Consider the following 22,211-nt stretch of genomic DNA (forward strand, 5'->3'; position numbering starts at 1 on the left):
AGTTTTTCACGCTATTTTTTTCAATATGAGTCATTGAATGGGTGGTTAAAAAGTTAATTTTTACATCTCACCACCTAACCATTTTGACATGAATGCGTCATTATAAGTGATTAAATTAAATGAATTTACCTTTTCATTATTTAACAATTTCTGGACTATTGATCTCATCGATTGCCTATGCCCAAGTCAATATCATTGACCAAGAGCATGTATTTAACAATCAAGACCATTTTCAACTCAATACTTCAGGCAGTATTCGCTTACAAGCACTTAATTTTGAAGAATATAATGACAGTAATAGCTCACAAAAAGCTCGACGCAATGGCTATAGTGCCGCAAGTCGTATTTATGTGAATGCTGACTATCAAATGAATGCAAAAACACATTTGATTGCTGGATATCAAACTTATATTAACCCTGCTAAAATTTTGGATTGGGATGGGCATTATCAAAAATCTGATCAAAGTTTAGATACGGCCCAACTCTATTTTGGTATTCAAGATGCTGATTTAGGTACCTTAAAATATGGGCAAATGAATAGCCTTTATTATGATGTAGTCGGTATTAAAACTGATCTATGGAATTATTCTCCTTTGGCGCAACCTGCGACTTGGAGTACACAAAGTTTTTATGATGGTACAGAAGCATCACGTAAAACTTTACGCTATGAGAAAATAAATGATCACTTCAATTGGTATGCTGCCTATATGTTTAAGGATCAGACCTATCCCGCAGCAAACGAAAATCTGCAATATAAACGTCAGCATGGTTTTGCTCTAGCAACAGATTTGAAAATTACCTCATATTTAACTTGGTCAATGGCATGGCAACGTACTCAAAGTGATTTAATTTCTCTTTTAAATGATACAGAAAAAAGCTATACACAAGATATTATGGGCACTTCTCTGTTTTTTTTAAAAGATTCTTGGATGATTGGTATCGGTGCTGGTCTTTATAAAAACATTCATCCTAATCGTCAACTCAGTCTGAACAATAATCAAGGTGTTGATCATTTTTTAAATACCGAATCTTATGGTTTAGAATATTATGTCGGCTATAAACTTCCTATTGATCAGCACATTATCCAATCAATACGACCCTATTTTATGGGAAATCATTTTTCTTATACCAGTGGAGGTGATTTTTATCGTAAAGACAATGGTTTAGGTGTAGCAGTACGTTTTAACAAAGGTATTGGTTTTGATTATGAGCATCTTTTTACTCAAGATTCATTTAATACACCAGATATGGATTTATTTCGTTTACGCTATGAATTTTAATTTTTAAAATCAATATAAGCAATCAATCATATTTATTTATACCATTGATTGCTTTTTCAAAGCATTAAAATAAAAAATTATTACTCAATAAAACTCATGATTAAAGAAAATTAATCACATAAACAGATTAACTTTTCATTTTATATGATTAATTATTTATTAAAAAATTCGTTAAAATACAATCTTTAATATTTTTTGGTCTATATTATGTTAGGTTTATCTATTGGGCATATCGTATTATTCTTATTGGTTTTAGTTTTATTATTTGGAACATCAAAATTAAAAAATTTAGGAAAAGATCTTGGTGGTGCTTTAAAAGATTTTCGTAAATCTATCAATGATGATGACCTTGAAAGTTCATCCACAAAACCAAAGGATAAAAATTAATATACCCTATTCTATAAAAGCACTATTTTATGTTCAATATCGGTTTATTTGAATTATTATTTTTTCTTGGTTTTGCACTTATTTTTTTAGGACCAGAAAAATTAATTAAATTATTCAAAGCATCTTATCAATTTTATCACCAATTTAAATCATTATTTCGACACCTTCAGACTGATTTAGAACGTGAATTAAAATTAGATCAATTACAGCGAACACTTGAAACTGAAATCAGTAAAATTCATGCTTTAGAACTTCGCTTACATGAAAAAATAAACGCTCAATCACATGACTCTTTACCTTACCAACTTCTTCCCTATTTTTATCATCAAGAAATTTTAGCTTTAAAACCCTTATCCAATACAATGACTTATCATCATTTCCTCCCGCATAGTTATAGTTTTTTAAACTTCAAATTTGGTCAGTTTTATGAATCCAAGCAAAAATATTAATCATGCAACATCAGAAAAATTAAAGAATATTTTTTCTCACCTGACTGAATTAAGAAAAGCTTTAATTTATATGAGTATTTGTATAAGTGTGGTCTTTATCTCACTCTTACCATTTTCTAAACAACTTTATACGGTATTTTCAACGCCATTAATTGCGCAAATGCCAATAAATAGCCAGATGATTGCCACAGATATTACTACAATATTTTTAGCACCTTTTAAATTAAGCTTATTTTTAGCATTTTTAATTTCTTTACCCTTTTTGTTATATTGCTTATGGAAATTTATACGTCCTGCTTTATATAAATTAGAAAAAAGTTTGATTCAATATTTATTAATTACAAGTTTATTTCTTTTTTATATTGGAATTTCATTTGCATATTTTATTGTTTTACCTTCTATTTTATACTTTTTTATGCATGCCGCTCCTGAAGTCATTCAACCTATGACCGATATTAATAGTTATCTTAGTTTTTGTTTGAAATTATTTTTTATTTTTGGATTATGTTTTGAAATCCCAATTATCATCATCACACTTATTATAGGTAATATCGTTGACCGAAAAACGATGATTGAAAAGCGTAAATTTATTATTGTTTTCTGTTTTTTTATTGCTATGCTTATTACGCCACCTGATATTTTTAGTATGTTATTTTTAGCAATTCCGATGTGGTTTTTATTTGAAATTGGGCTATATTCTGCTCAATATATCGAACTTAAAAAATTGAATTAAAATCATTTGAATTTAATTCAATCTATTTAAGGCTAACTTAAATTCAAAATCAATTTTATACAGCAGCAAATCTTTTTTGTAAAAAGATGACCGCACGATCCAAAATAAAACCTATTAATCCAATAATTAAGATAATAGATAACAACTCTGTATAATCTAAACGATCACGTGCATCTAAAATAAAATAACCTAATCCCGAGCTGACGCCTAACATTTCACTTGGGACAAGCACAATCCAGACGATTCCAATCGCAAGACGTAAACCAACTAAAATTTGCCCAAGAACACTTGGCCAAATAATATGCCGCAATACTTCTAGTGACGTTGCATCTAAACTTTGTGCAAGTTTTAAAAATTGAGGATTAACGTTTTTTACGCCAGTTGCTGTATTTAAAATAATCGGCCAAACAGCAGCAAATGCGAGTAAAAAGTAAATTGGTTTATCTCCAACCCCTAAGATCATAACAGCGATTGGCATCCAAGATAGAGGAGAAATCATTCTTAAAAATTGAAAAATTTGTGAACTAAGTGCATCTGCTTTTTGATTTTGCCCAATCAATAACCCTATCGGAATTCCTATAAGTAAAGCATAAAATAATCCAATAAAAATACGTTTTAAACTCATAGCAATATGTGTATAAGTTTCAGGATCTTGAACCAATCCTATAAGTTTTAATAAAGTTGAATTTAAAGTAAATTGTTGAAAAAAACCTTCTGGTATTTGCAAACCTAAAACCCACCACATCATGAAAAATGCGATAAGCCCAGTTAGCCCATAAACATGATAGAGCCAATTTGGTAATTTTTTATTGTTCATAACTGAAAAATCTCCTGACGATTAAACTGCTCAGGTAAACCAAAAACCTTCATTCCGCCCAAACGTAAAATCGCTTTTTTGACAAATCGATCATCAACAATATCTCTGGCGGCTAAAGTTGGATTCAATTGTTTTAAAAATAAAGTATTACCCTCAACTTGCGTGTTTCTCATTCTTTTAATCAGTTCAATCATATAACTTTCAAAAGGATAAGGTTGAAAATCAATACGTTGCTCTTTCCATTTCACATGTTTTATCGCACCTGAACGTTGATAAACCAACGCTTGTTCTGGTTTAGGATTGATCACTTTTTCAATTACAGCATGGATATGGGGAGTAAGCCGAGGTTTATGCTCCCTCGAAATTAATTGTGCTGTTTCAGCGCGATGATTTCGACACCAGTGTTGGGCTTCAACAATGCTATTAACAACCTTTTGCGTCCATTCAGGATATTGTTTTAAATCTTTTTCATGCATATATACAACACAACACGCATGTTTATCCCAAATATCGCCTGTAAAACGCAAAATTTTTCCAATTTTTAGATGTTCTGCAATCGCATTAAAAGGTTCAGCAACCAAATAACCTGCTATTTGTTTACTCAGTAACGCAGGTGGCATATCAGAAGGGGCTAAAACAATAATACCGACTTCATCTGCTGCCAGTTTTTCTGTTTGCTTTGTGACAATCTTCAACCCTTCTGCACGTAACATTTCTTGTAATACGACATTGTGAATTGAATACCAAAAAGGAATAGCAACTTTTTTACCCGCTAAATCTTTTAGTTGATTAATTTTGGGTGAAACAGTTAATGCTGAACCACCGATATGATTCCAAGCGACAATTTTTGCAGGAAAGCGACTGCTAAAGCGTGTCCAAATCGCCATGGGTGACAATAAATGAATGACATTGATGTTGCCTGATAAAAAAGCTTCAATCAATTGCGCCCAACTTCTAAATAAAATCGGAGGACCAACTTTTAGACCTTGTTGTTCAAAAAGTTTTTTTTGATAAGCAACCAATAACGGCGTTGCATCTGTGATCGGAATATAACCAATACGAACTGTTTTATTTTGCATGGTTTCTTGAGGTTTTTGTGCAAAACTTTGCTGTATAGGCAAAGCAAGCGTACCTGCAAATAATCCCATAAGTTTTAAAAAATCACGCCGCGAGGAATTAAAATCATCATCACACATAACGGTTTCTCTTTAAGCATTCTGTTGAGTTTTAAGTTGATGCTGATGTAAACTTTTTAAAATACTATTTCGAATATTTGAAAATTCATCTGCCCATAAATCACGGTCTTTATTTAAGCCTAAAGTCCAAATTTGATTAATTTTTGCAGGTTGACCTGATAAGAAAAATATACGATCTGAAATCAGTAAAGCTTCATCAATATCGTGTGTAACCATAACCGCAGCGCCTATTTCTTCACGATGAACAAGTTCAATCAATAACTGCTGGAGTTGGCTACGGTTTAATTCATCTAAAGCACTAAAAGGTTCATCTAAGAGTAAAAGTTTTGGCATTTTTGCCAATGCTCTAGCCAAAGCGACCCTTTGCGCCATTCCACCAGATAAAATGTTTGGTTTTGCATGCGATACATGATCAAGTTTGACTCGAACTAAAGCATTTTCTACACGCTGTTTAATATATGCAGGAGGATGAGATGCTTGATGTTTGAAGTTTTGCCCAAATGCAACATTTTCATAAATACTGAGCCAAGGTAATAGCACAGCTTGTTGAAACATAAATGCCAATTCAGATTTTTGAGTTTCAATTGCCTGACCCAATAACTGTATTTGCCCTTTTTGTGTTGAATGTAAGCCAGCCAAAGCAGATAAAAGTGTTGATTTCCCAACTCCACTGGGTCCTAATATACTAATAATTTCACCTTGCCTAATCTCAAAATCGACTTGATCTAATACCGCTTGAGATTGTCCAGCATGGCAAATTTGTAGCTGTTCCACCGTTAAAATTGGCTGACTCATTTCGACTATACCCTTGTTTTTGAAAGCTCAGTTTGTAATTGCAAAACACTAGGCGTAACTATAGGTATAAATGCAGCCTCTTTAAGACGTCGAGTAAATCCTGCTTCATAGGGAGATAAATAACATTTCCCACCCGTACTACACAATTCCAACTGGATTGCTTGTTGTGTTAACCGACTGAGGCTAATTCTAATTTGAAATAAAGCTTGTGCATTTTCAACAAATGCACCCGAATCCAATCCAGTAAAGAGCTGTGTACATAAATCCGTTAAATTACTTTGAATTTCATGGATCTGTTGTTCAACTAATGCAGAATGCTTTTTAGCAATCACTTGTTTTAGACTACGTCGAATTAAACCTATCGCTAAAGCGCACTGTAAGCCTAAAAATGCTGGACGTATTTGAGGTAAATAGCTTTGTGCCTGTAAACTCAATACTTCATCTGTACGCACAAAAACATCTTGTAACTCAGCCGCTGCTGTTGAACTACCTCGTAGTGCTATTAGCTCTAGATTCGGTAAACGTTGAAAACCTTTTCTATTTGACGGCACTAAAAGCAAAATAGCCCCTTGATTGGTTTGTGCTGCAACTGCCACACTAAACCCATGAGGATGAAAATTAGTTACCCATGGTAATTTACCATTAAGTTTCCATCCCCCTTCAACAGCTTCGGCTTCAATCTGTAATGCTTCTAAGCCTGATAAAAATTTCATGGCATTAGACAGACCTGTAGCACCTGCATATTTTCCAGCTAATAAATCTGAAAATTGTAATTGATCAAATAAAGCTGAATCCAAAGTCATTAAATATTCAATATATGTACGCTGGCTCCAACTCACAAAAGCAGCAGTAAGTGAATATTCCGCAATTTCTGCAATGCTAAGAATGGCATCTTTAAGGTGAGTACCTGTTCCACCTAAAGTTTCTGGTACACCCTGACGAAAAACATCAGCTTGTCCCAGTTGATGAAGCAAAACAAGACTTGCTCTTGCTTCGCCTTCATTTAATTCCTCAGCATGCTTTTCTAACCACGCAAGCAGATTGGAATTAAGCATTTTTGGGTTCCCATCGATGTGCAGCAAGTTGACTATTTAATTCTGTTCGAGCCAAACTATTTGCATAGTTGCATAAGGTTGCCAAACTTAATCCTAAGATCACATCTAATGCCTGCTGTTGTGTATAACCTGCTGCAAAAAAAGCTTGAATCTCAGCCTCATCAACAGCACCTTTATTTAAAAGTACTTGACGAGAAAAAGTTGATAATGCATTTAATTTTGTATCAGATAATGCAGCTTGGTCACGTAATTCTTCTACAATTTCAGGTGATAACTTGGCTTTATTTTTTGCTAAAGCAGTGTGTCCAGCGACACAGAAAGTACAACCATTGTCTGTTGCTGCAACCAATTGTACAACTTCACGTTCTTGGACATTTAAACTTGAACGAGAGTTAATTTCAGATACCGTTTGGTAAGTTTCTAAAGCGGTTGGGGCATACGCTAAAACACCCAATAAATTTGAACTAAAACCATTCGCTTTTTCAGCATTGCTTAAACGTTGTTTTGCTTGTTCAGGGGCTTGTTCAATGGTTAAAGGTTGAAAATTTGTCATCTGATTTACTCCAAGTAGAGTACATAGTGTTAGAGATTTGCTATATTCACTCAATACTGTTTCTTCTATAAAAATGCTTTTTCGTCTAAACAATTGGAAGTTTTTATGCTTAATAATTCTGAAAAAATGCTAAGCTGGTTTATGGAGAGTTTAGAAATTGAAACCTCTTTACAGCATCTAAGTCGTTATCATGAGCAGTGGTCAACATCTATTCAAGGCAGTGGTTATGCAAGTTTTCATTTAGTTTTAGAAGAAGATTGTCATTTTCATTTTTTAGAACAACAAGATTATATTCATTTATATCAAGGTGATGCAGTTTTTCTATTGCGTGACTTACCTTTTATTATTACCGATGCATCTCAACGCACAGCACCCTCTCTACAACAACTTAACCGAAATTTAGCGAATACAAAATCTGGTACTGTACTGAACTGTTCAACCCATTTAGCATGTGGTTTTTTTAGTTTTCGTTCAAAACTCTCTGAACTCTTCTTAGAAGCCTTACCTTCATATATTGTATTACGTCAAAATGATCATACATTAATTGAATGTTTTCATATTTTTGAACTCATTCGTAATGAAGTGAAACAAGCCAAGCAGCCTGAGAAAAATACAGCCTCAGAAATCTTAATCGAACGTTTAACCAGTATTTTATTTTTTTATTTAATGCGCCATATTTTAAATAATCCGAACAACAAACAAATTAAGTTATGGCAATTATTTAATGATGCTGTACTTTACCCGCTCATTTTGGAAATTATTTCACGACCTGAGCATGATTGGTCACTCACTGAAATGGCTGAACGTTGTAATATTTCACGTGCTACTTTTTCAAAATATTTTACTGATGTTGCTGGTTTTTCTGCTACAAAATTCTTGTTGTACTACCGAATACAAATTGCACAAAAGTTGCTAAATCAGGGAGTACCTTTACAAAATTGTGCTGAGCAAGTGGGCTACCAATCTATTTCAGCTTTTACACGTGCTTTTCAACGTGTAACAGAAAAAAATCCAAGCGCATTTATGCAAAAAGTATAATGAATGAAAAAATAAAAAAATTGGTAGCATTTTCAGATGAATATTTTTTAAATATTACCATTTAAATGCTACCTTTAAATTCTATATTAGAAGTCTATCAAGCTAAATTTTAAAGGATTTATATTTTATTTTTAAGCTCATGTTTTCTGTCAAAAGTAGTATAGTCCAAACGATGATCTAAGCGATCTAAAGGTTGAACTTCCTGCAAAGTATTTAAACAACGGGCTGTTAAATCAATATATTCTTCAGTTCCTCTGCGTTTCCATGCAATTTCTTTAGGCTCTAAATGACGTAGCACTTTTGCAGGACTCCCTAACGCTAAAACATGAGCAGGAATGATCGCTTTTGCTTTTACAGTACTATTTGCACCAATAATTGTATTTTCACCAATTTCAGCTTCATCCAAAATCACACTGTTCATTCCAACTAAAACATTTTTGCCAATCGTACAACCATGCAAAATAGCAGCATGACCAATATGCCCATACTCCTCAACCAAAGTAACACTATTTGGAAAGCCATGAATTACACAATTATCTTGGACATTGGCATTTTTTTTGATATGAATACGTCCAAAATCAGCTCTTAATGAAGCAAATGGTCCAATGTAGACCCCTTCTTCAATAATCACATCACCAATTAATACAGCAGTTGGATGAACAAATGCTTGAGGACTCACGACAGGAATCACATTATCTATTGCATAACAAGGCATATAAATATTCCATTATCTATAAAAAAATTTTTAATTAAAAATCTATTTAACTATATGACTCTTCAACTTTTAATCCCCCAAAACGTTTATAAAACTGAGGATGTACAGGCGGCATTGAACCTTCTGAAGTACGTGCATATTCCATAAAATATTCTTCACCTGCCGTAATCACCAATTGATACAAATTACTACTTAAATTACGAGCATTTAAAGACAACCAATTTGAAGGTAACAGCTCAAATGGTAGATCTGGATCTTTAAGTAAAATACGGCGGAATTGATGAATCAATAAGGTACGAATTTGAAAAGCTTGCATACTATCAAGATCATCAGCACTTTCAACCAAATTTAAAAATTCACGAAAATCTTGGATAAACTTCTCATATCGTGCATGTAGTTCGATAATCGCCCAATTTGTTTCAACCATTCGTTTAATCGTAGGATAGGACTCTTGCCATAACTGTAAAGTTTCTGCTTTAAAAATTACAACTTGATCAGTCATATTTAAATTAAGCAGTAAATTCTGTAATTTCAAATGATCACAACCTGGATAAGCCATGACATTGCTTGCAATATTTGCAAAACCCAACCATTCCAGTTCTTTCTTTAAAACTTGCTTCGCTTCAATTTCGACTGAACTGAGTAAAACCAAATCCCATTTTTGATCCCATTCGATATGATTAAAATTATAAATTTTTGCATCGGCTAAAATAAAACGTTGTCGACTGCTTTCAGTCACTCGATAATAACTTGTACGCCCTATTTTTTCTGATACCAACCAACCATTTTGTACAAGTCGAAAAACTGCGGTTCGCACAGATCGTTCATTGAGTCCGAAAACATCCATTAATTGAATGAGACTCGCAAGGCTAATAATTCCACCATGATGATAAATGCTGTCACCAAATACCGTCATGATGAGTGATGTACCACTTAATGCTTCAGTTGCAATGAATTCATCAATTGCTTGCTTTAATTTTAGATTCATAACGTCCTAAATCCTGTCATCCATTGCAACTTAATAATCAGCTTAACATCTTAAGCTGATTTGTAATTTTCTGAAATAGGTTGACGAATATCAAAAATTCGCTGAGCCTTACCTTCAGAACGTGGCAAACTTCCTTCCATTAATAATTCTACACTTACCGTAATTCCGACCATGGTCTTAATCTTATTTTTTAATTGAGTACAAAGTTGGTTCATCAGTTCATGTTCAGTATCTCTACGCATTTCAGCACGGATATGTAATCCATCTAAATGACCTTGTTTACAAATTTGAATTTCGTAATTTGGCAATAATTGTGGAATATGTAAAATTTGCTCTTCAATTTGTGATGGAAAAACGTTGACGCCACGGATAATCATCATATCATCACTACGCCCGACAATTTTATCCATTCTACGCATTGTTCTTGCTGTACCTGCTAATAAGCGCGTTAAATCACGTGTTCTATAACGAATTACAGGCATACCTTCTTTGGTAATGGTTGTGAAAACAAGTTCACCGAGTTCACCATCAGCCAAAACTTCACCCGTTTCAGGATGAATAATTTCAGGATAAAAGTGATCTTCCCAAATGGTTAAACCATCTTTAGTTTCTAAACACTCCATTGCAACACCGGGTCCCATAACTTCAGAAAGACCATAAATATCAAGTGCATCTATTCCTAAACGATCCTCAATTTCTTTACGCATTTCATTGGTCCATGGTTCTGCACCAAATACGCCAGTTTTAATTGAACAATCTCGTGCTGTGCCATATTTACGTTCTAAAGCTTCTATAATGTTTAAGCAATAAGATGGTGTGACCATTAAAGCAGTAGGTTTAAAGTCATGAATCAATTGTGCCTGTTTTTCTGTTTGACCACCTGACATTGGGATCACGGTAGCACCTAAGCGTTCTACGCCATAATGTGCGCCTAAACCACCAGTAAATAAACCATAGCCATAAGATACTTGAATAATATCTTTGTTCGTTAAACCTGCTGCACGTAATGAACGTGCCACGACATCAGACCAAATTTGAATATCATTTTGCGTATAACCGACCACCGTTGGTTGCCCTGTCGTACCTGATGAGGCATGTACACGCACAATTTGTTCTTGTGGTACAGCAAACATACCAAAAGGATAATTATCACGTAAATCTTTTTTAGTGGTAAAAGGAAATTTTGCTAAATCTGCCAATGTTTTAAAATCATCAGGATGTACACCTGCCTCATCAAACTTTTTACGATACACTGCGCTATTGTTATACGCATGTTCCAAAGTTTTTTTCATACGGACAAATTGAACATGACGTAATTCATCAATCGAAGCAGTTTCAATATGTTCCAAAGCATTATTATTCATCTTTTATCTCCCTGAACAGCCATCCATTGGCTGTTACTTATATCCTTGTCTGTAATGTCTCAGCGTTTATCGCTGCACTCATTTACATTTTCTAAAATCAATGCCACACCTTGTCCTACACCCACACACATGGTGCAAAGTGCGTATTTTCCATTACGGCGTTTTAACTCTTTCATTGCTGTGATGACCAAACGTGTGCCACTCATCCCTAAAGGATGTCCCAGCGCAATTGCACCACCATTAGGATTCACTCGGGCATCGTCATCTTTTAAACCTAGCTCTCGCATTACTGCCAAAGATTGTGCAGCAAAAGCTTCATTTAATTCAATAACATCTATTTGCTCTAGTGTTAAACCTGCGAGTTTTAAAACTTTTTCTACAGCAGGCACTGGACCAATACCCATGTATTTCGCTTCTACACCTGCGCTTGCTGTCGCAATAATTTTTGCTAGCGGAATGAGTTGATGTGTTTGAGCAAAACTTGCGCTCGTTAATAACACACAAGCAGCACCATCATTGACACCAGAAGCATTGCCTGCTGTGACCGAACCACCTGTTTTACGAAATGGTGCTTTCAGTTTGGCTAATGCATCTAATGCTGTATCAGCACGAGGATGTTCATCTTGTGTCACTAAAATACTATTTTTTTTACGATCAAAAATTTCGACAGACATGATTTCTTCTGCAAAAATACCTTTTTGCTGAGCTTGTGCTGTTTTTTGCTGACTGTTATAGGCAAATAAGTCTTGATCCTCACGGCTAATTTGATATTTTTCAGCCACATTTTCAGCCGTTTCAGGCATGCTATCGACCCCAAAACTCGCTTTAAATTTTGGATTAATAAAACGCCAACCAATGGTTGTATCATAAATAGTTGGTGTGCGGCTAAAAGCGGTTTCAGGTTTAGACTGTACAAAAGGTGCTCGGCTCATCGACTCAACACCACCAGCTAATACAAAGTGTACTTCACCTGATTTAATTGAACGTGCTGCAAAACCTATCGCATCTAAGCCCGAAGCACATAAACGATTGACTGTAATTGCAGGAACAGTTTCAGGTAGACCTGCCAACAAACTTGCCATACGCGCCACATTACGGTTGTCTTCACCCGCTTGATTGGCACAACCTAAAATTACTTCATCTACCTGCTGCCAAGGTAAATCAGGATGTTGTTGTTTTAAGTATTGGATCGGTAAAGCTGCTAAATCATCTGTACGAATACTGCTTAAAGCACCAGCATAACGCCCTATTGGAGTACGAATCGCATCACAAATAAAGACTTGTTCCATCATGTACTCCTTAACCTGCTTGTTTTAATGTTTGTGTTTCAACATCTTGTGGTTTTTTCACAGATTGAAGCGCCACTTTTTTACGTAAATACAGACTTGGACGATAACGTTCTTCGCCATAAAGACGGTATAGATTTTCAAGCGTTGTTAAAATCTGAGTCGCCCCGATTTGTGCTGCCCATTGAAATGGACCTTGCGGATAATTCACACCATATTTCATTGCAGCATCAATATCTTGTTCAGTTGCAATGCCATGTAATACAGCTTCACATGCTTCATTGACCAACATTGCGATGCTACGCATTACAAATAATGCAGGATGATCTTTCACCCAGATACTGGTCACTCCCAATGCTGCAAATAACTGGCTGACTTTGTCACAATCAGCAGTTGTACAGCGTGGAGATGCGGTTAGCACTACTGCTTTTGCTGTCGTGGCATTTGCTAACCAATCCATCAAAACAACTTTTTCTTGTGGATATTCAATCATCACTGATTGACCTTGCGTCAACATCACTGCAATGTCATCAATCAGAATTTTGTCTATTTCTGATTGGATCTGCACAGAATTGACACTTGAAGTATTTTTGAGTCGCTGAATAAGTCCTGTATCGTGTAACCATTGTCCTGAAATTTGCACTTTAACGCTCGTGCTGAGTTCAGATTTTAATGCAGGTAAAATATATTCAGGTCTACGTTTTTCTTGACGATAATCATAAAAGCCTTGACTGCTTTTACGACCATAACAACCTGCATCAACCAATTCTTTTTGAACTAAAGATGGACGATAACGTGGTTCATAGAAAAATTCCTGATATACGCTTTGTGTCACAGAGAAGTTTACATCTTGCCCAATTAAATCGGTTAACTCACAAGCGCCCATGGCAAAACCACCACACTCACGTAAGATAAAATCAAGTTGTTCAGGTGAGCTCACATTTTCCTGTAATGCTCGAAAAGCTTCAGCATAATAAGGGCGTGCAACACGGTTGACAATAAATCCTGGTGTAGACTTCGCCATGACAGGAACTTTATGCCAGCTTTGCATCAAGACAGCGAGCGCTTCTGCAATCTCAGGTAAAGTCTTTAATCCTTTTACGATTTCAACTAACTTCATGACTGGTGCTGGATTAAAAAAATGTAATCCAACCACACGTTCAGACTGAGAAATACCAGATGCAATTGCTGTGATTGAGATCGAAGAGGTATTTGAAGCAAAAATGGTATGTTCAGAACAAATTTCAGCAAGTTGTTGAAATAAACTTTGTTTGACTTCTTTCTTTTCCACCACAGCTTCAATAATCAAATCGGCATTTGCTAACTGCTGTAAATCTGCAACGACCTGAATATTACCCAATGTTGTATCAACGGATGCTTGAGTCATTTTTCCCAATTGCACGCGTTTTTCGAGTTGGATTCTGAGTTGTGAAAATGCAGTTATGGTTTTTTCAATATCCAAATCAAATATATAAGTAGTATGACCATTCATTGCTGCTAATTGTGCTATTCCGATTCCCATCGTTCCTGCACCAATCACAGCAACTTTTGCCTGCTGTAAATTGAATATTTTCATTTTTTAGCATCCTTTAAATTCAGGGGTACGTTTTTGCATAAATGCTTGTACACCTTCTTTATAATCACTTGAACGACCTGCTAAACGTTGTAAATCACGTTCTAAAATCAGTTGATCATCTAAGTTATTATCTGCGGCTGCATGAATCGCTTTTTTAATTAACGACAAGCCAAAAGTGGGTTGTTTAGCAAGATGTTCTGCCATTTTTTCAGCTTCAGCTTTTAACTGATCATCTTCAACACACTGCCAAATCATGCCCAACTCTACTGCTTGCTCTGCTGCAATTTTATCGCCAAGCATTGCCAAACCCATCGCTTGAGCACGACCCACCAAACGCGGTAAAAACCACGTGCCGCCAGAATCAGGGACTAAGCCTAAACGACAAAATGCCTGAATAAATGATGCAGATTTTGCAGCAATTACAATGTCACATGCTAAAGCAATATTGGCACCTGCACCTGCCGCAACACCATTCACTGCACAGATCACAGGTTTTGGCATTTCAGTAATCAGTTTAATCAAAGGGTTATAGTAAGTTTCTATCGAAAGTCCTAAATCAGGTGCATCTGCATTAGGGTCTACAACACGATCACCTAAGTCTTGCCCTGCACAAAATCCTCGTCCTTCAGCCGAAATCACCACTGTACGGATATTTGAATCTTTTGCCCAAGTTTTAAGTACACTTGATACTTCTTTATGCATCATTTCGTTAAAACTGTTGAGCTGTTTTGGGCGATTAAATGTTAAATAACCCACTGCATTTTTTTCTTCAGCAATAATTGTTTGGTAATCCATCACACACCTCTAAATTCGGGTTGTCTTTTTTCAAAAAATGCTTTGATGCCTTCTTGGCGATCTTGAGTTGCTGCAAGCCAGACAAAATGTTGACGTTCTTGCTTTAAACCTTGGCTTAACGTTACTTCATGAATTGATTTTAAAGATTGCTTAATGACTGCAATCGCAAGAGGTGCTTGGCGAGCAATTTTTTCTGCAAGTTCAATCGCGTACTCTACAGTCAAAGCAGTGGGACAAACTTGACTGCTAATGCCATATTGCAACGCAGTTTGTGCGGTCACTCGCTCGCCTGTCATTGCCCAACGCATGGCTAACTGTTGTCCTACTAAACGCGCTAAACGTTGCGTGCCACCTGCACCAGGTAACATCCCTAAACCAATTTCAGGCAGTGCAAATTGTGCATTTTCACCTGTTAACACAATGTCACCATGCAATGCCAACTCGAAACCTGCACCAAAAGCAAAACCATTGACTGCCATAATCAGAGGTTTTGAAAATTCGTCTATTTTCTTCCACAATTTAGGACGTGGGTCTTGTTGAATGGATACCACATCCAACGCAGCGAGTTCATTTAAGTCTGCTCCTGCCGCAAAGCATTGCAAATTTCCTGTAATGACAACACTGCGAACATTGGGATCTATATCCAATTTTTGCAATAATTCTGATAATTCTGTTAAAGTTGCATTATTCAATGCATTACGCTTTTCAGGTCGATTCAGCTCTACCAGCATCACTCCTGATTTTACGACTGTGCTTTTTAATAACGCCATCTCATGCCTCCCATTGATTCAATTATTTTCAAGTTATTCATCAAAACTTAATCGAACATTGGGTGTTGTTGGACGTGCCTGACAACTTAAAACATAACCTTTTTCAACTTCTTCAGGTTCAAGGCTATAGTTAATTGCCATTTCGACTTGACCTTCAAGTACCCTACATTTGCACGTTGCACATACGCCACCTTTACAGGCATAAGGCAAATCTGCACCTGCACGTAAAGCTGCATCCAAAATGCTGTCATCTTCTTTTGACACATCAATGATCAACTCACGACCATCAAGAATAATATTGACCCTTTCTTCCTGACGACGATCAATTTGTTCAGCACTTATTCTTTTGGTGCTACCAGTGTTAAAACGTTCAGTGTGAATTTTGCTACGTTCAATACCAAGCTCAGGCAATACTTTTTCGATAGCATCCATCATTTCATCAGGACCACAAGCAAAACAGTGATCGAAATTTGCATGAATTAAATCAGCTTTAAATAACAACTGTAATTTCTCAGCATCAATACGACCATTAAATAACGCACTGTCATTCATTTCACGTGAGAATATATTAACCAATTGAAAACGTTCTTTAAAACGATCTTTTAAGTCCATAATCTGTTCAGAAAACATGGTTTGTTTCCATGAACGGTTGCCATAAATTAAGGTAAAACTAGAGTCTGGTTGTTGTGCAAGTACAGTTTTTACAATGGATAAAATCGGCGTAATACCGCTTCCCGCAGCAAAACCAAGATAATTTTTCCCACCAACTTTGGCTGCTTTTTGGAAGAACACGCCTTGTGGTGGCATCACTTCAAGCTGATCACCTGCTTTTAAATTGTCATTTGCCCATGTTGAAAACTCACCTTGATCAATTTTTTTAATGGCAATACTGATATCTTCTTGCATATCACTACAAATTGAGTAACAACGGCGTAATTCACCATGTTCTGTCATATGACGAATGGTTAAATGCTGTCCTGCCTGATATTTAAAGCGGTCTTGCTGTTCAGGTGCGAGATCAAATGCAATACAAATCGCCTGCTCAGTTTGAGGCGTAATTGATTTTATGGTTAATGGTATAAATTGACTCATTTGAAAATCCCTCTTTCTGTTTAGATGTTGATGCATTCAGTATTTTTAAATCCACCCCAACCCTCCTTTTTTAAAGGAGGGAGTTTTCCATGACTAAAGTTATTTTAGTTTCAGTACTCCCCCCTCTTTTTAAAAGAGGGGTTAGGGGAGATTTTTAGTATTTGTTCAATCATTGACTGAACTCACCACCATCAATATTTGGCTTTAACCTATAAATGCCTTAAATACATTTAAAATAGTCAAATGGTTCTAAGCAGTCTTGGCATTTGTATAAGGCTTTGCATGCAGTCGAACTAAATTCGCTTAATAATTTGGTCTGTAGGCTGTGGCAATGTGGACATTCAATGCCATCAATCAGCGCAACATGTGTTCCACAGCTATGTGCTTCACCCTGAGGTGGTGCAATGCCATACTGTTTCAATTTATCTTTACCGTTTTGGCTCATCCAATCGGTTGTCCATGCTTCAGATAAATCCACAACAACTTGGACAGGTGTTAATCCTTTTTGAGTAAATGCTTGTTCAATTTCATCTTTAAGAACATCTGTTGCAGGACAACCGCTATAAGTTGGCGTCAAGCGAACCACAAGTTCATTTTGTGTATTCAATTCCACGCCACGAATCATGCCTAAATCAACAACAGATAACACTGGAATTTCGGGATCAGAAATATGCTGCAAAACATCCCAACATTCATCAGTACAATGTCGAATTAAATTCATGTGGTTCACTCCTTGTGAAATACCTTTACCAAGCCATATTTGGATAAGCCCGTTGCATATATTGCATTTCAGCTAAAACAAAACCCAAGTGTTCTGTGTGTAAACCTTGTTTAGCACCTGAACGATAAGCCCCTGTTTCAGGTAAACTTAATTCAAAGCGCTTTAATTCAGCATTTACATCGATTAACCATTGCTCTTTCAATGTTTCTAAATCTGTAATAATGTGGCTTTCAATTAATTGTTTTTCATCTGTCGTTAATACGAATAATTCTTGGGTAAAACGCCATAATTCATTTAAGGCTTGTTGTGTTTTTTGATGTGCTTCGTCAGTCCCTAAACTTAAACGTTCCATCCAAGCCGTTGAAAAACGTAAGTGATATTTCACTTCACGCAAAGACTTAACTGCAAATGCACGAAGTTGATTATGGCTACTTGTCGTTAAAGCAGTAAATAATAAATTATGGTAATGATCCATTAACCATTGGCGTACCATGGTTTGTGCAAAGTCGCCATTCGGTTGTTCACACAACAATAAATTACGATATTCACGCTCTGTACGTAAAAATGCCAATTGGTCTTCATCACGCCCTAGACCTTCAACTTCACCAGCTAAACTGAGTAAAGTACGGGCTTGACCCAATAAATCCAAACCAATATTGGCAAGTGCAATATCTAACTCTAGTTCAGGTGCATGACCGCACCACTCAGCCAAACGATGCGACAAAATCAGTTGGCTATCCGCTAAATGCAATAGAAATTGAGAAAATACAGAATGATTCATTGATCTAACTCCTTACATATGCTCAATGCCATCAGGGATATGGTAAAAAGTTGGATGGCGATAAACCTTGTCTAATGCAGGGTCAAAAAATTGATCTTTTTCATCAGGTTGTGAAGAAGTAATTAACTCAGATTTCACCACCCAAATACTGATCCCTTCATTACGACGTGTATAAACATCACGCGCGTTTTGCAAAGCAATCTCAGCATCTGGTGCACGTAAACTACCCACATGACGATGGCTTAAACCTTGTTTACTACGTACAAATACTTCAAATAACGACCAGTTATTTTTATTGTTCATGAGAGAATCCTTCCTGAAAATTAAACCTGTATAAAAGCTAAAATTAACCAATACGCTTTAAATTAAGCGACTTTTGCGGTTTGTTCAGCCTGCTGCTTTTGTGCATAAACTGCTGCTGTATCACGTACCCATTTTCCACCTTCCCATGCTTTACGACGAGCTTCTATGCGTTCGTGGTTGCATGGACCTTTACCTGCAAGGATGTCATTGAACTCATCCCAATTAATTGCTCCTGACTCGTAATGCCCTGTTTCTTCATTAAAACGTAAGTCAGGATCAGGCACTGTCAGACCGAGCATGTGTACTTGTGGCACAGTGTTATCAACAAATTTTTGGCGTAGTGCATCGTTACTAAATAATTTGATTTTCCATTGCATGCTTTGTGCACTATTTGGTGAATTGTCATCACTTGGACCAAACATCATTTGCACAGGCCACCAAAAACGATTCACAGCATCTTGCGCCAACTGTTTTTGTTCAGGTGTACCGTTGGCTAGTTGCATCATGGCTTCAAAGCCTTGACGCTGATGGAAACTTTCTTCTTTACAAACTCGCACCATAGCGCGTGCATAAGGTCCATATGAAGTACGGCATAAAGCAACCTGATTGACAATCGCAGCACCATCAACCAACCAACCAATCGCAGCGACATCTGCCCAAGTTAAGGTTGGATAATTGAAAATAGATGAATATTTCATACGTCCAGAAATAAGCTTATCCATCATGTCATCACGATCTGCACCTAGCGTTTCAGCAGCACTATACAAATACAATCCATGCCCTGCTTCATCTTGAACTTTAGCCAACAACACCGCTTTACGTTTTAAGCTTGGTGCACGAGTGATCCAATTTCCTTCTGGCAACATTCCTATTACTTCTGAATGTGCATGTTGTCCAATTTGACGAATTAAGGTTTTACGATATGCATCTGGCATCCAGTCTTTTGGTTCTATCGAAATATCCTTTTCGATGGATTGGTCAAACTGTTGTTGATGATTATTCATTGTGTCCTCACTTATCCCAAGTGTTTATGCATTTAAGTTAAAACGATACAATATAAAAATCAAGATTAATTTTTCGTATCATAATTATTTTATCATTAAAATTTTATAAATATTTGTTTTATATATTAATTTATTTTATAAAAAATCATTAAATTATTTTTTATCATAAAAATATTTGACAATTTTAAAATTTAAGAACAAATTATGAATCATTAAAAGCAAAATATTTCACAAAGCGTATCATAAAAGGAGTTTTTCAATGCTTGAGTTAGATACGGGAATAAATCCTACAGAACATGAATCAGTCAACGTTGCAGCACAAACATTGTCCATAAAGTCATTAAGCTCATTGGTCTATGGTCAGGAATATACGGCTGCTCAAGATTTTCGCACGGTTTATCATGCTATTTCGGGTCAGGCAATTTATCAGGTCAGTAGCCACGGTATTGATACCAAAGCCATTATTCAGTATGCCAAAACCAAAGGTTCAGCGATTGCTCATTTAACTTTTCATGAACGTGCAAATGCTTTAAAACAGGTGGCACAATATTTGCTCGAACGCAAAGAACACTATTATGCCTTAGCAAAAGCAACAGGTTGTACGCGTAAAGATGCATGGATTGATGTGGAAGGTGGAATTGGAACATTGTTCGCTTATTCTAGCCTTGTTCGCCGTGAACTCAGCGATGAAACAGCTTTAGTCGAAGACAGTTGGATTCCATTGTCTAAAAATGGCACATTTGGTGCAAAGCATATTCTTAGTCCTAAAGCAGGTGTTGCTGTACATATTGATGCATTCAATTTTCCAATTTGGGGAATGCTAGAAAAAATTGCACCAACACTTTTGGCAGGCGTACCGTGTATTGTCAAACCTGCCACTGAAGGTGCAGAGATGACGCATGCTGTTGTCAAAGACATTTTAGCAAGTGGTTTTTTACCTGAGGGTGCTTTACAACTGATTTGTGGTCAGACTTATGATTTGTTTGAACACCTTAATCCACAAGATACCGTGACGTTTACAGGCTCAGCCACTACAGGGCAAAAACTTCGCGCACATCCTCATCTCAACCAATATTCAATTCCATTTAGTATGGAAGCAGATTCTGTCAATAGCGCAATTTTAACTGAACATGCTTCTGATGAAACTATTGATTTGTTTGTTCGTGAAATATTCCGTGAAATGACCACCAAAGCAGGGCAAAAATGTACAGCCATTCGCCGTGCCTTTGTACCACATAGTTTATTAGATACGGTACAAACGCGCTTAATTGCTAAATTACAAAAAGTCGTTGTCGGAAATCCTGAACTTGAAAATGTTACGATGGGTGCGTTGGCAAGCATTAAGCAAAAACATGATGTCGCTGAAAAAGTTGAACAATTAAGCCAAAATGCTGAGATTGCATTTGGTAGTCATTTGCGTGATGATTTTAAAATTGAGGCTGAATACCCTGAAAAAGGTGCATTTTATCCACCGACTGTTTTGGTCTGCAAATCACCTAATACAGCCCAAGCCATTCACCAAATTGAAGCATTTGGTCCTGTTGTCACACTCATGCCTTATGACACACTGAACGAGCTAGCAACATTAGTTGCCAAAGGTGAAGGTAGCCTTGTCGCATCTATTGTACGTAATGCTGACGAAAATATTGAAAAAATCATTGCCAAAATTGCACCATGGCATGGTCGTGTGCATGTATTAGATAGTGAAAATGCGAAAGAAAGTACAGGACATGGTTCACCACTTCCTCTGCTTGTACATGGTGGACCTGGTCGTGCAGGTGGTGGAGAAGAATTAGGTGGTTTACGTGCAGTGAAACATTATATGCAACGTACTGCGATTCAGGGTTCACCTAAAGCCATGACCCAAATTGGACATAGTTGGACCATTGGTTCAGAAGTTTTTGAAGATCGTGTCCACCCTTTTAAAAAATCATTTGATGAACTTCGTATCGGAGAACGCTTATTAACAGCACGTCGTACCGTAACTGAGGCTGACATTGTTAATTTTGCCTGTTTAAGTGGCGATCATTTTTACGCACATATGGATAAAATTGCTGCTGCCGACTCTTTATTTGGTGATCGTGTTGCACATGGTTATTTCATTGTGTCTGCTGCTGCTGGTTTATTTGTTGATGCAGCCCCTGGCCCTGTCATTGCCAACTACGGTATGGATAATCTTCGCTTTGTTGAACCTGTAAAAATTGGTGACACCATTCAAGTTGAGTTGACTTGTAAGCAAAAGACCCCAAAACCATTGCGTGATCCTGAACAAAAACCGCATGGTGTAGTGGTTTGGGACATTAAAGTCAAAAATCAACGTAATGAGTTGGTTGCAACCTATGACATCTTAACCCTCGTCAATCGTGACTAAAATATAAATATTGGTTAGCCCTTCTCCCACTGGGAGAAGGTTAGCATGAGGGTGCTTTGATATAAATCCATTCCTTTTTATGAAACTCAGCGCTCTATCCTAAAAAAGAAAAGAGTATTGAGTTTAGAGCAACTTTGAGAAA

The 22,211-nt window shown here is 36.4% G+C and carries 23 protein-coding genes; 6 read left to right on the forward strand and 17 right to left on the reverse strand.

Annotated elements, in window-relative coordinates:
- Positions 1–119: 119 nt before the first annotated feature.
- The 4 genes from HX005_RS15450 to tatC all read left to right on the forward strand — a co-directional run bounded on the left by HX005_RS15450 (position 120) and on the right by tatC (position 2,849).
- Positions 120–1,280 carry a porin gene (locus tag HX005_RS15450; RefSeq protein WP_286378038.1) on the forward strand — a complete coding sequence of 387 codons (1,161 nt, stop codon included), beginning with the start codon at positions 120–122 and terminating at the stop codon, positions 1,278–1,280.
- 207 nt (positions 1,281–1,487) lie between these two features.
- Positions 1,488–1,667: a twin-arginine translocase TatA/TatE family subunit gene (gene tatA, locus HX005_RS15455; protein WP_107009303.1), complete on the forward strand. Its 180-nt coding sequence runs from the start codon at positions 1,488–1,490 to the stop codon at positions 1,665–1,667.
- A gap of 29 nt (positions 1,668–1,696) precedes the next feature.
- The gene (locus HX005_RS15460; RefSeq protein ID WP_286378039.1) at positions 1,697–2,116 is read left to right on the forward strand and encodes a twin-arginine translocase TatA/TatE family subunit; all 420 of its coding nucleotides are present in this window, start codon (positions 1,697–1,699) and stop codon (positions 2,114–2,116) included.
- Positions 2,094–2,849 (forward strand): twin-arginine translocase subunit TatC, encoded by a 756-nt coding sequence (gene tatC / locus HX005_RS15465; RefSeq protein WP_286378040.1) that lies wholly within the window; start codon positions 2,094–2,096, stop codon positions 2,847–2,849. The genes HX005_RS15460 and tatC overlap by 23 nt, the downstream gene beginning before the upstream one ends.
- A 55-nt stretch (positions 2,850–2,904) precedes the next feature.
- On the opposite strand, the gene HX005_RS15470 is transcribed toward tatC, so the two are convergent.
- Genes HX005_RS15470 through HX005_RS15490 form a run of 5 tightly spaced genes read right to left on the reverse strand, consistent with a single transcriptional unit; the run spans position 2,905 to position 7,265 of the window.
- The gene (locus tag HX005_RS15470) at positions 2,905–3,666 is read right to left on the reverse strand and encodes an ABC transporter permease (RefSeq protein ID WP_286378041.1); all 762 of its coding nucleotides are present in this window, start codon (positions 3,664–3,666) and stop codon (positions 2,905–2,907) included.
- The gene (locus tag HX005_RS15475) at positions 3,663–4,862 is read right to left on the reverse strand and encodes an ABC transporter substrate-binding protein (RefSeq protein WP_286378042.1); all 1,200 of its coding nucleotides are present in this window, start codon (positions 4,860–4,862) and stop codon (positions 3,663–3,665) included. Before HX005_RS15475 ends, HX005_RS15470 begins: the two co-directional genes overlap by 4 nt.
- Positions 4,863–4,874: 12 nt before the next feature.
- Positions 4,875–5,657: an ABC transporter ATP-binding protein gene (locus HX005_RS15480; protein ID WP_286378043.1), complete on the reverse strand. Its 783-nt coding sequence runs from the start codon at positions 5,655–5,657 to the stop codon at positions 4,875–4,877.
- Positions 5,658–5,662: 5 nt separating this feature from the next.
- Complete coding sequence (locus tag HX005_RS15485; protein WP_286378044.1) at positions 5,663–6,712, reverse strand: acyl-CoA dehydrogenase family protein; 1,050 nt, start codon at positions 6,710–6,712, stop codon at positions 5,663–5,665.
- Entirely contained in the window at positions 6,705–7,265 is a 561-nt protein-coding gene (locus tag HX005_RS15490; protein WP_286378045.1) for a carboxymuconolactone decarboxylase family protein, read from the reverse strand. The genes HX005_RS15485 and HX005_RS15490 overlap by 8 nt, the downstream gene beginning before the upstream one ends.
- A gap of 105 nt (positions 7,266–7,370) precedes the next feature.
- On the opposite strand from HX005_RS15490, the gene HX005_RS15495 reads away from it, so the two are divergent.
- Entirely contained in the window at positions 7,371–8,303 is a 933-nt protein-coding gene (locus tag HX005_RS15495; RefSeq protein ID WP_107009311.1) for an AraC family transcriptional regulator, read from the forward strand.
- Between the two features lie 118 nt (positions 8,304–8,421).
- Here HX005_RS15495 and HX005_RS15500 read toward each other — a convergent pair whose 3' ends face one another.
- The 12 genes from HX005_RS15500 to paaA form a co-directional block, all read right to left on the reverse strand.
- On the reverse strand, positions 8,422–9,018 hold the full coding sequence (locus HX005_RS15500; protein WP_286378046.1) for an acyltransferase: 597 nt from the start codon (positions 9,016–9,018) through the stop codon (positions 8,422–8,424).
- Between the two features lie 46 nt (positions 9,019–9,064).
- Positions 9,065–10,006, reverse strand: a complete 942-nt coding sequence (locus tag HX005_RS15505) for a PaaX family transcriptional regulator (protein WP_107009313.1) — start codon at positions 10,004–10,006, stop codon at positions 9,065–9,067.
- A gap of 50 nt (positions 10,007–10,056) precedes the next feature.
- Complete coding sequence (gene paaK, locus HX005_RS15510; RefSeq protein ID WP_286378047.1) at positions 10,057–11,370, reverse strand: phenylacetate--CoA ligase PaaK; 1,314 nt, start codon at positions 11,368–11,370, stop codon at positions 10,057–10,059.
- A 59-nt stretch (positions 11,371–11,429) separates the two neighbouring features.
- Positions 11,430–12,659: a 3-oxoadipyl-CoA thiolase gene (gene pcaF / locus HX005_RS15515; RefSeq protein WP_286378048.1), complete on the reverse strand. Its 1,230-nt coding sequence runs from the start codon at positions 12,657–12,659 to the stop codon at positions 11,430–11,432.
- A gap of 10 nt (positions 12,660–12,669) precedes the next feature.
- On the reverse strand, positions 12,670–14,232 hold the full coding sequence (locus HX005_RS15520) for a 3-hydroxyacyl-CoA dehydrogenase (RefSeq protein ID WP_286378049.1): 1,563 nt from the start codon (positions 14,230–14,232) through the stop codon (positions 12,670–12,672).
- 3 nt (positions 14,233–14,235) lie between these two features.
- Complete coding sequence (paaG, locus tag HX005_RS15525) at positions 14,236–15,027, reverse strand: 2-(1,2-epoxy-1,2-dihydrophenyl)acetyl-CoA isomerase PaaG (RefSeq protein ID WP_286378050.1); 792 nt, start codon at positions 15,025–15,027, stop codon at positions 14,236–14,238.
- On the reverse strand, positions 15,027–15,797 hold the full coding sequence (locus HX005_RS15530) for an enoyl-CoA hydratase-related protein (protein WP_286378051.1): 771 nt from the start codon (positions 15,795–15,797) through the stop codon (positions 15,027–15,029). The genes paaG and HX005_RS15530 overlap by 1 nt, the downstream gene beginning before the upstream one ends.
- Positions 15,798–15,830: 33 nt before the next feature.
- On the reverse strand, positions 15,831–16,889 hold the full coding sequence (gene paaE / locus HX005_RS15535; RefSeq protein WP_286378052.1) for a 1,2-phenylacetyl-CoA epoxidase subunit PaaE: 1,059 nt from the start codon (positions 16,887–16,889) through the stop codon (positions 15,831–15,833).
- A 220-nt stretch (positions 16,890–17,109) separates the two neighbouring features.
- Entirely contained in the window at positions 17,110–17,610 is a 501-nt protein-coding gene (gene paaD, locus HX005_RS15540) for a 1,2-phenylacetyl-CoA epoxidase subunit PaaD (RefSeq protein WP_107009320.1), read from the reverse strand.
- 25 nt (positions 17,611–17,635) lie between these two features.
- Positions 17,636–18,391: a 1,2-phenylacetyl-CoA epoxidase subunit PaaC gene (paaC, locus tag HX005_RS15545; protein WP_286378053.1), complete on the reverse strand. Its 756-nt coding sequence runs from the start codon at positions 18,389–18,391 to the stop codon at positions 17,636–17,638.
- A gap of 12 nt (positions 18,392–18,403) precedes the next feature.
- Positions 18,404–18,694, reverse strand: a complete 291-nt coding sequence (gene paaB / locus HX005_RS15550; RefSeq protein WP_107009322.1) for a 1,2-phenylacetyl-CoA epoxidase subunit PaaB — start codon at positions 18,692–18,694, stop codon at positions 18,404–18,406.
- Positions 18,695–18,756: 62 nt separating this feature from the next.
- Positions 18,757–19,698 carry a 1,2-phenylacetyl-CoA epoxidase subunit PaaA gene (gene paaA / locus HX005_RS15555; RefSeq protein WP_286378054.1) on the reverse strand — a complete coding sequence of 314 codons (942 nt, stop codon included), beginning with the start codon at positions 19,696–19,698 and terminating at the stop codon, positions 18,757–18,759.
- Between the two features lie 259 nt (positions 19,699–19,957).
- On the opposite strand from paaA, the gene paaZ reads away from it, so the two are divergent.
- The gene (gene paaZ / locus HX005_RS15560; protein ID WP_286378055.1) at positions 19,958–22,069 is read left to right on the forward strand and encodes a phenylacetic acid degradation bifunctional protein PaaZ; all 2,112 of its coding nucleotides are present in this window, start codon (positions 19,958–19,960) and stop codon (positions 22,067–22,069) included.
- Positions 22,070–22,211 lie beyond the last annotated feature (142 nt).

Origin of the sequence: Acinetobacter sp. R933-2, assembly GCF_030325485.1 — a bacterium.
In the GTDB taxonomy this organism is placed as follows: domain Bacteria; phylum Pseudomonadota; class Gammaproteobacteria; order Pseudomonadales; family Moraxellaceae; genus Acinetobacter; species Acinetobacter sichuanensis.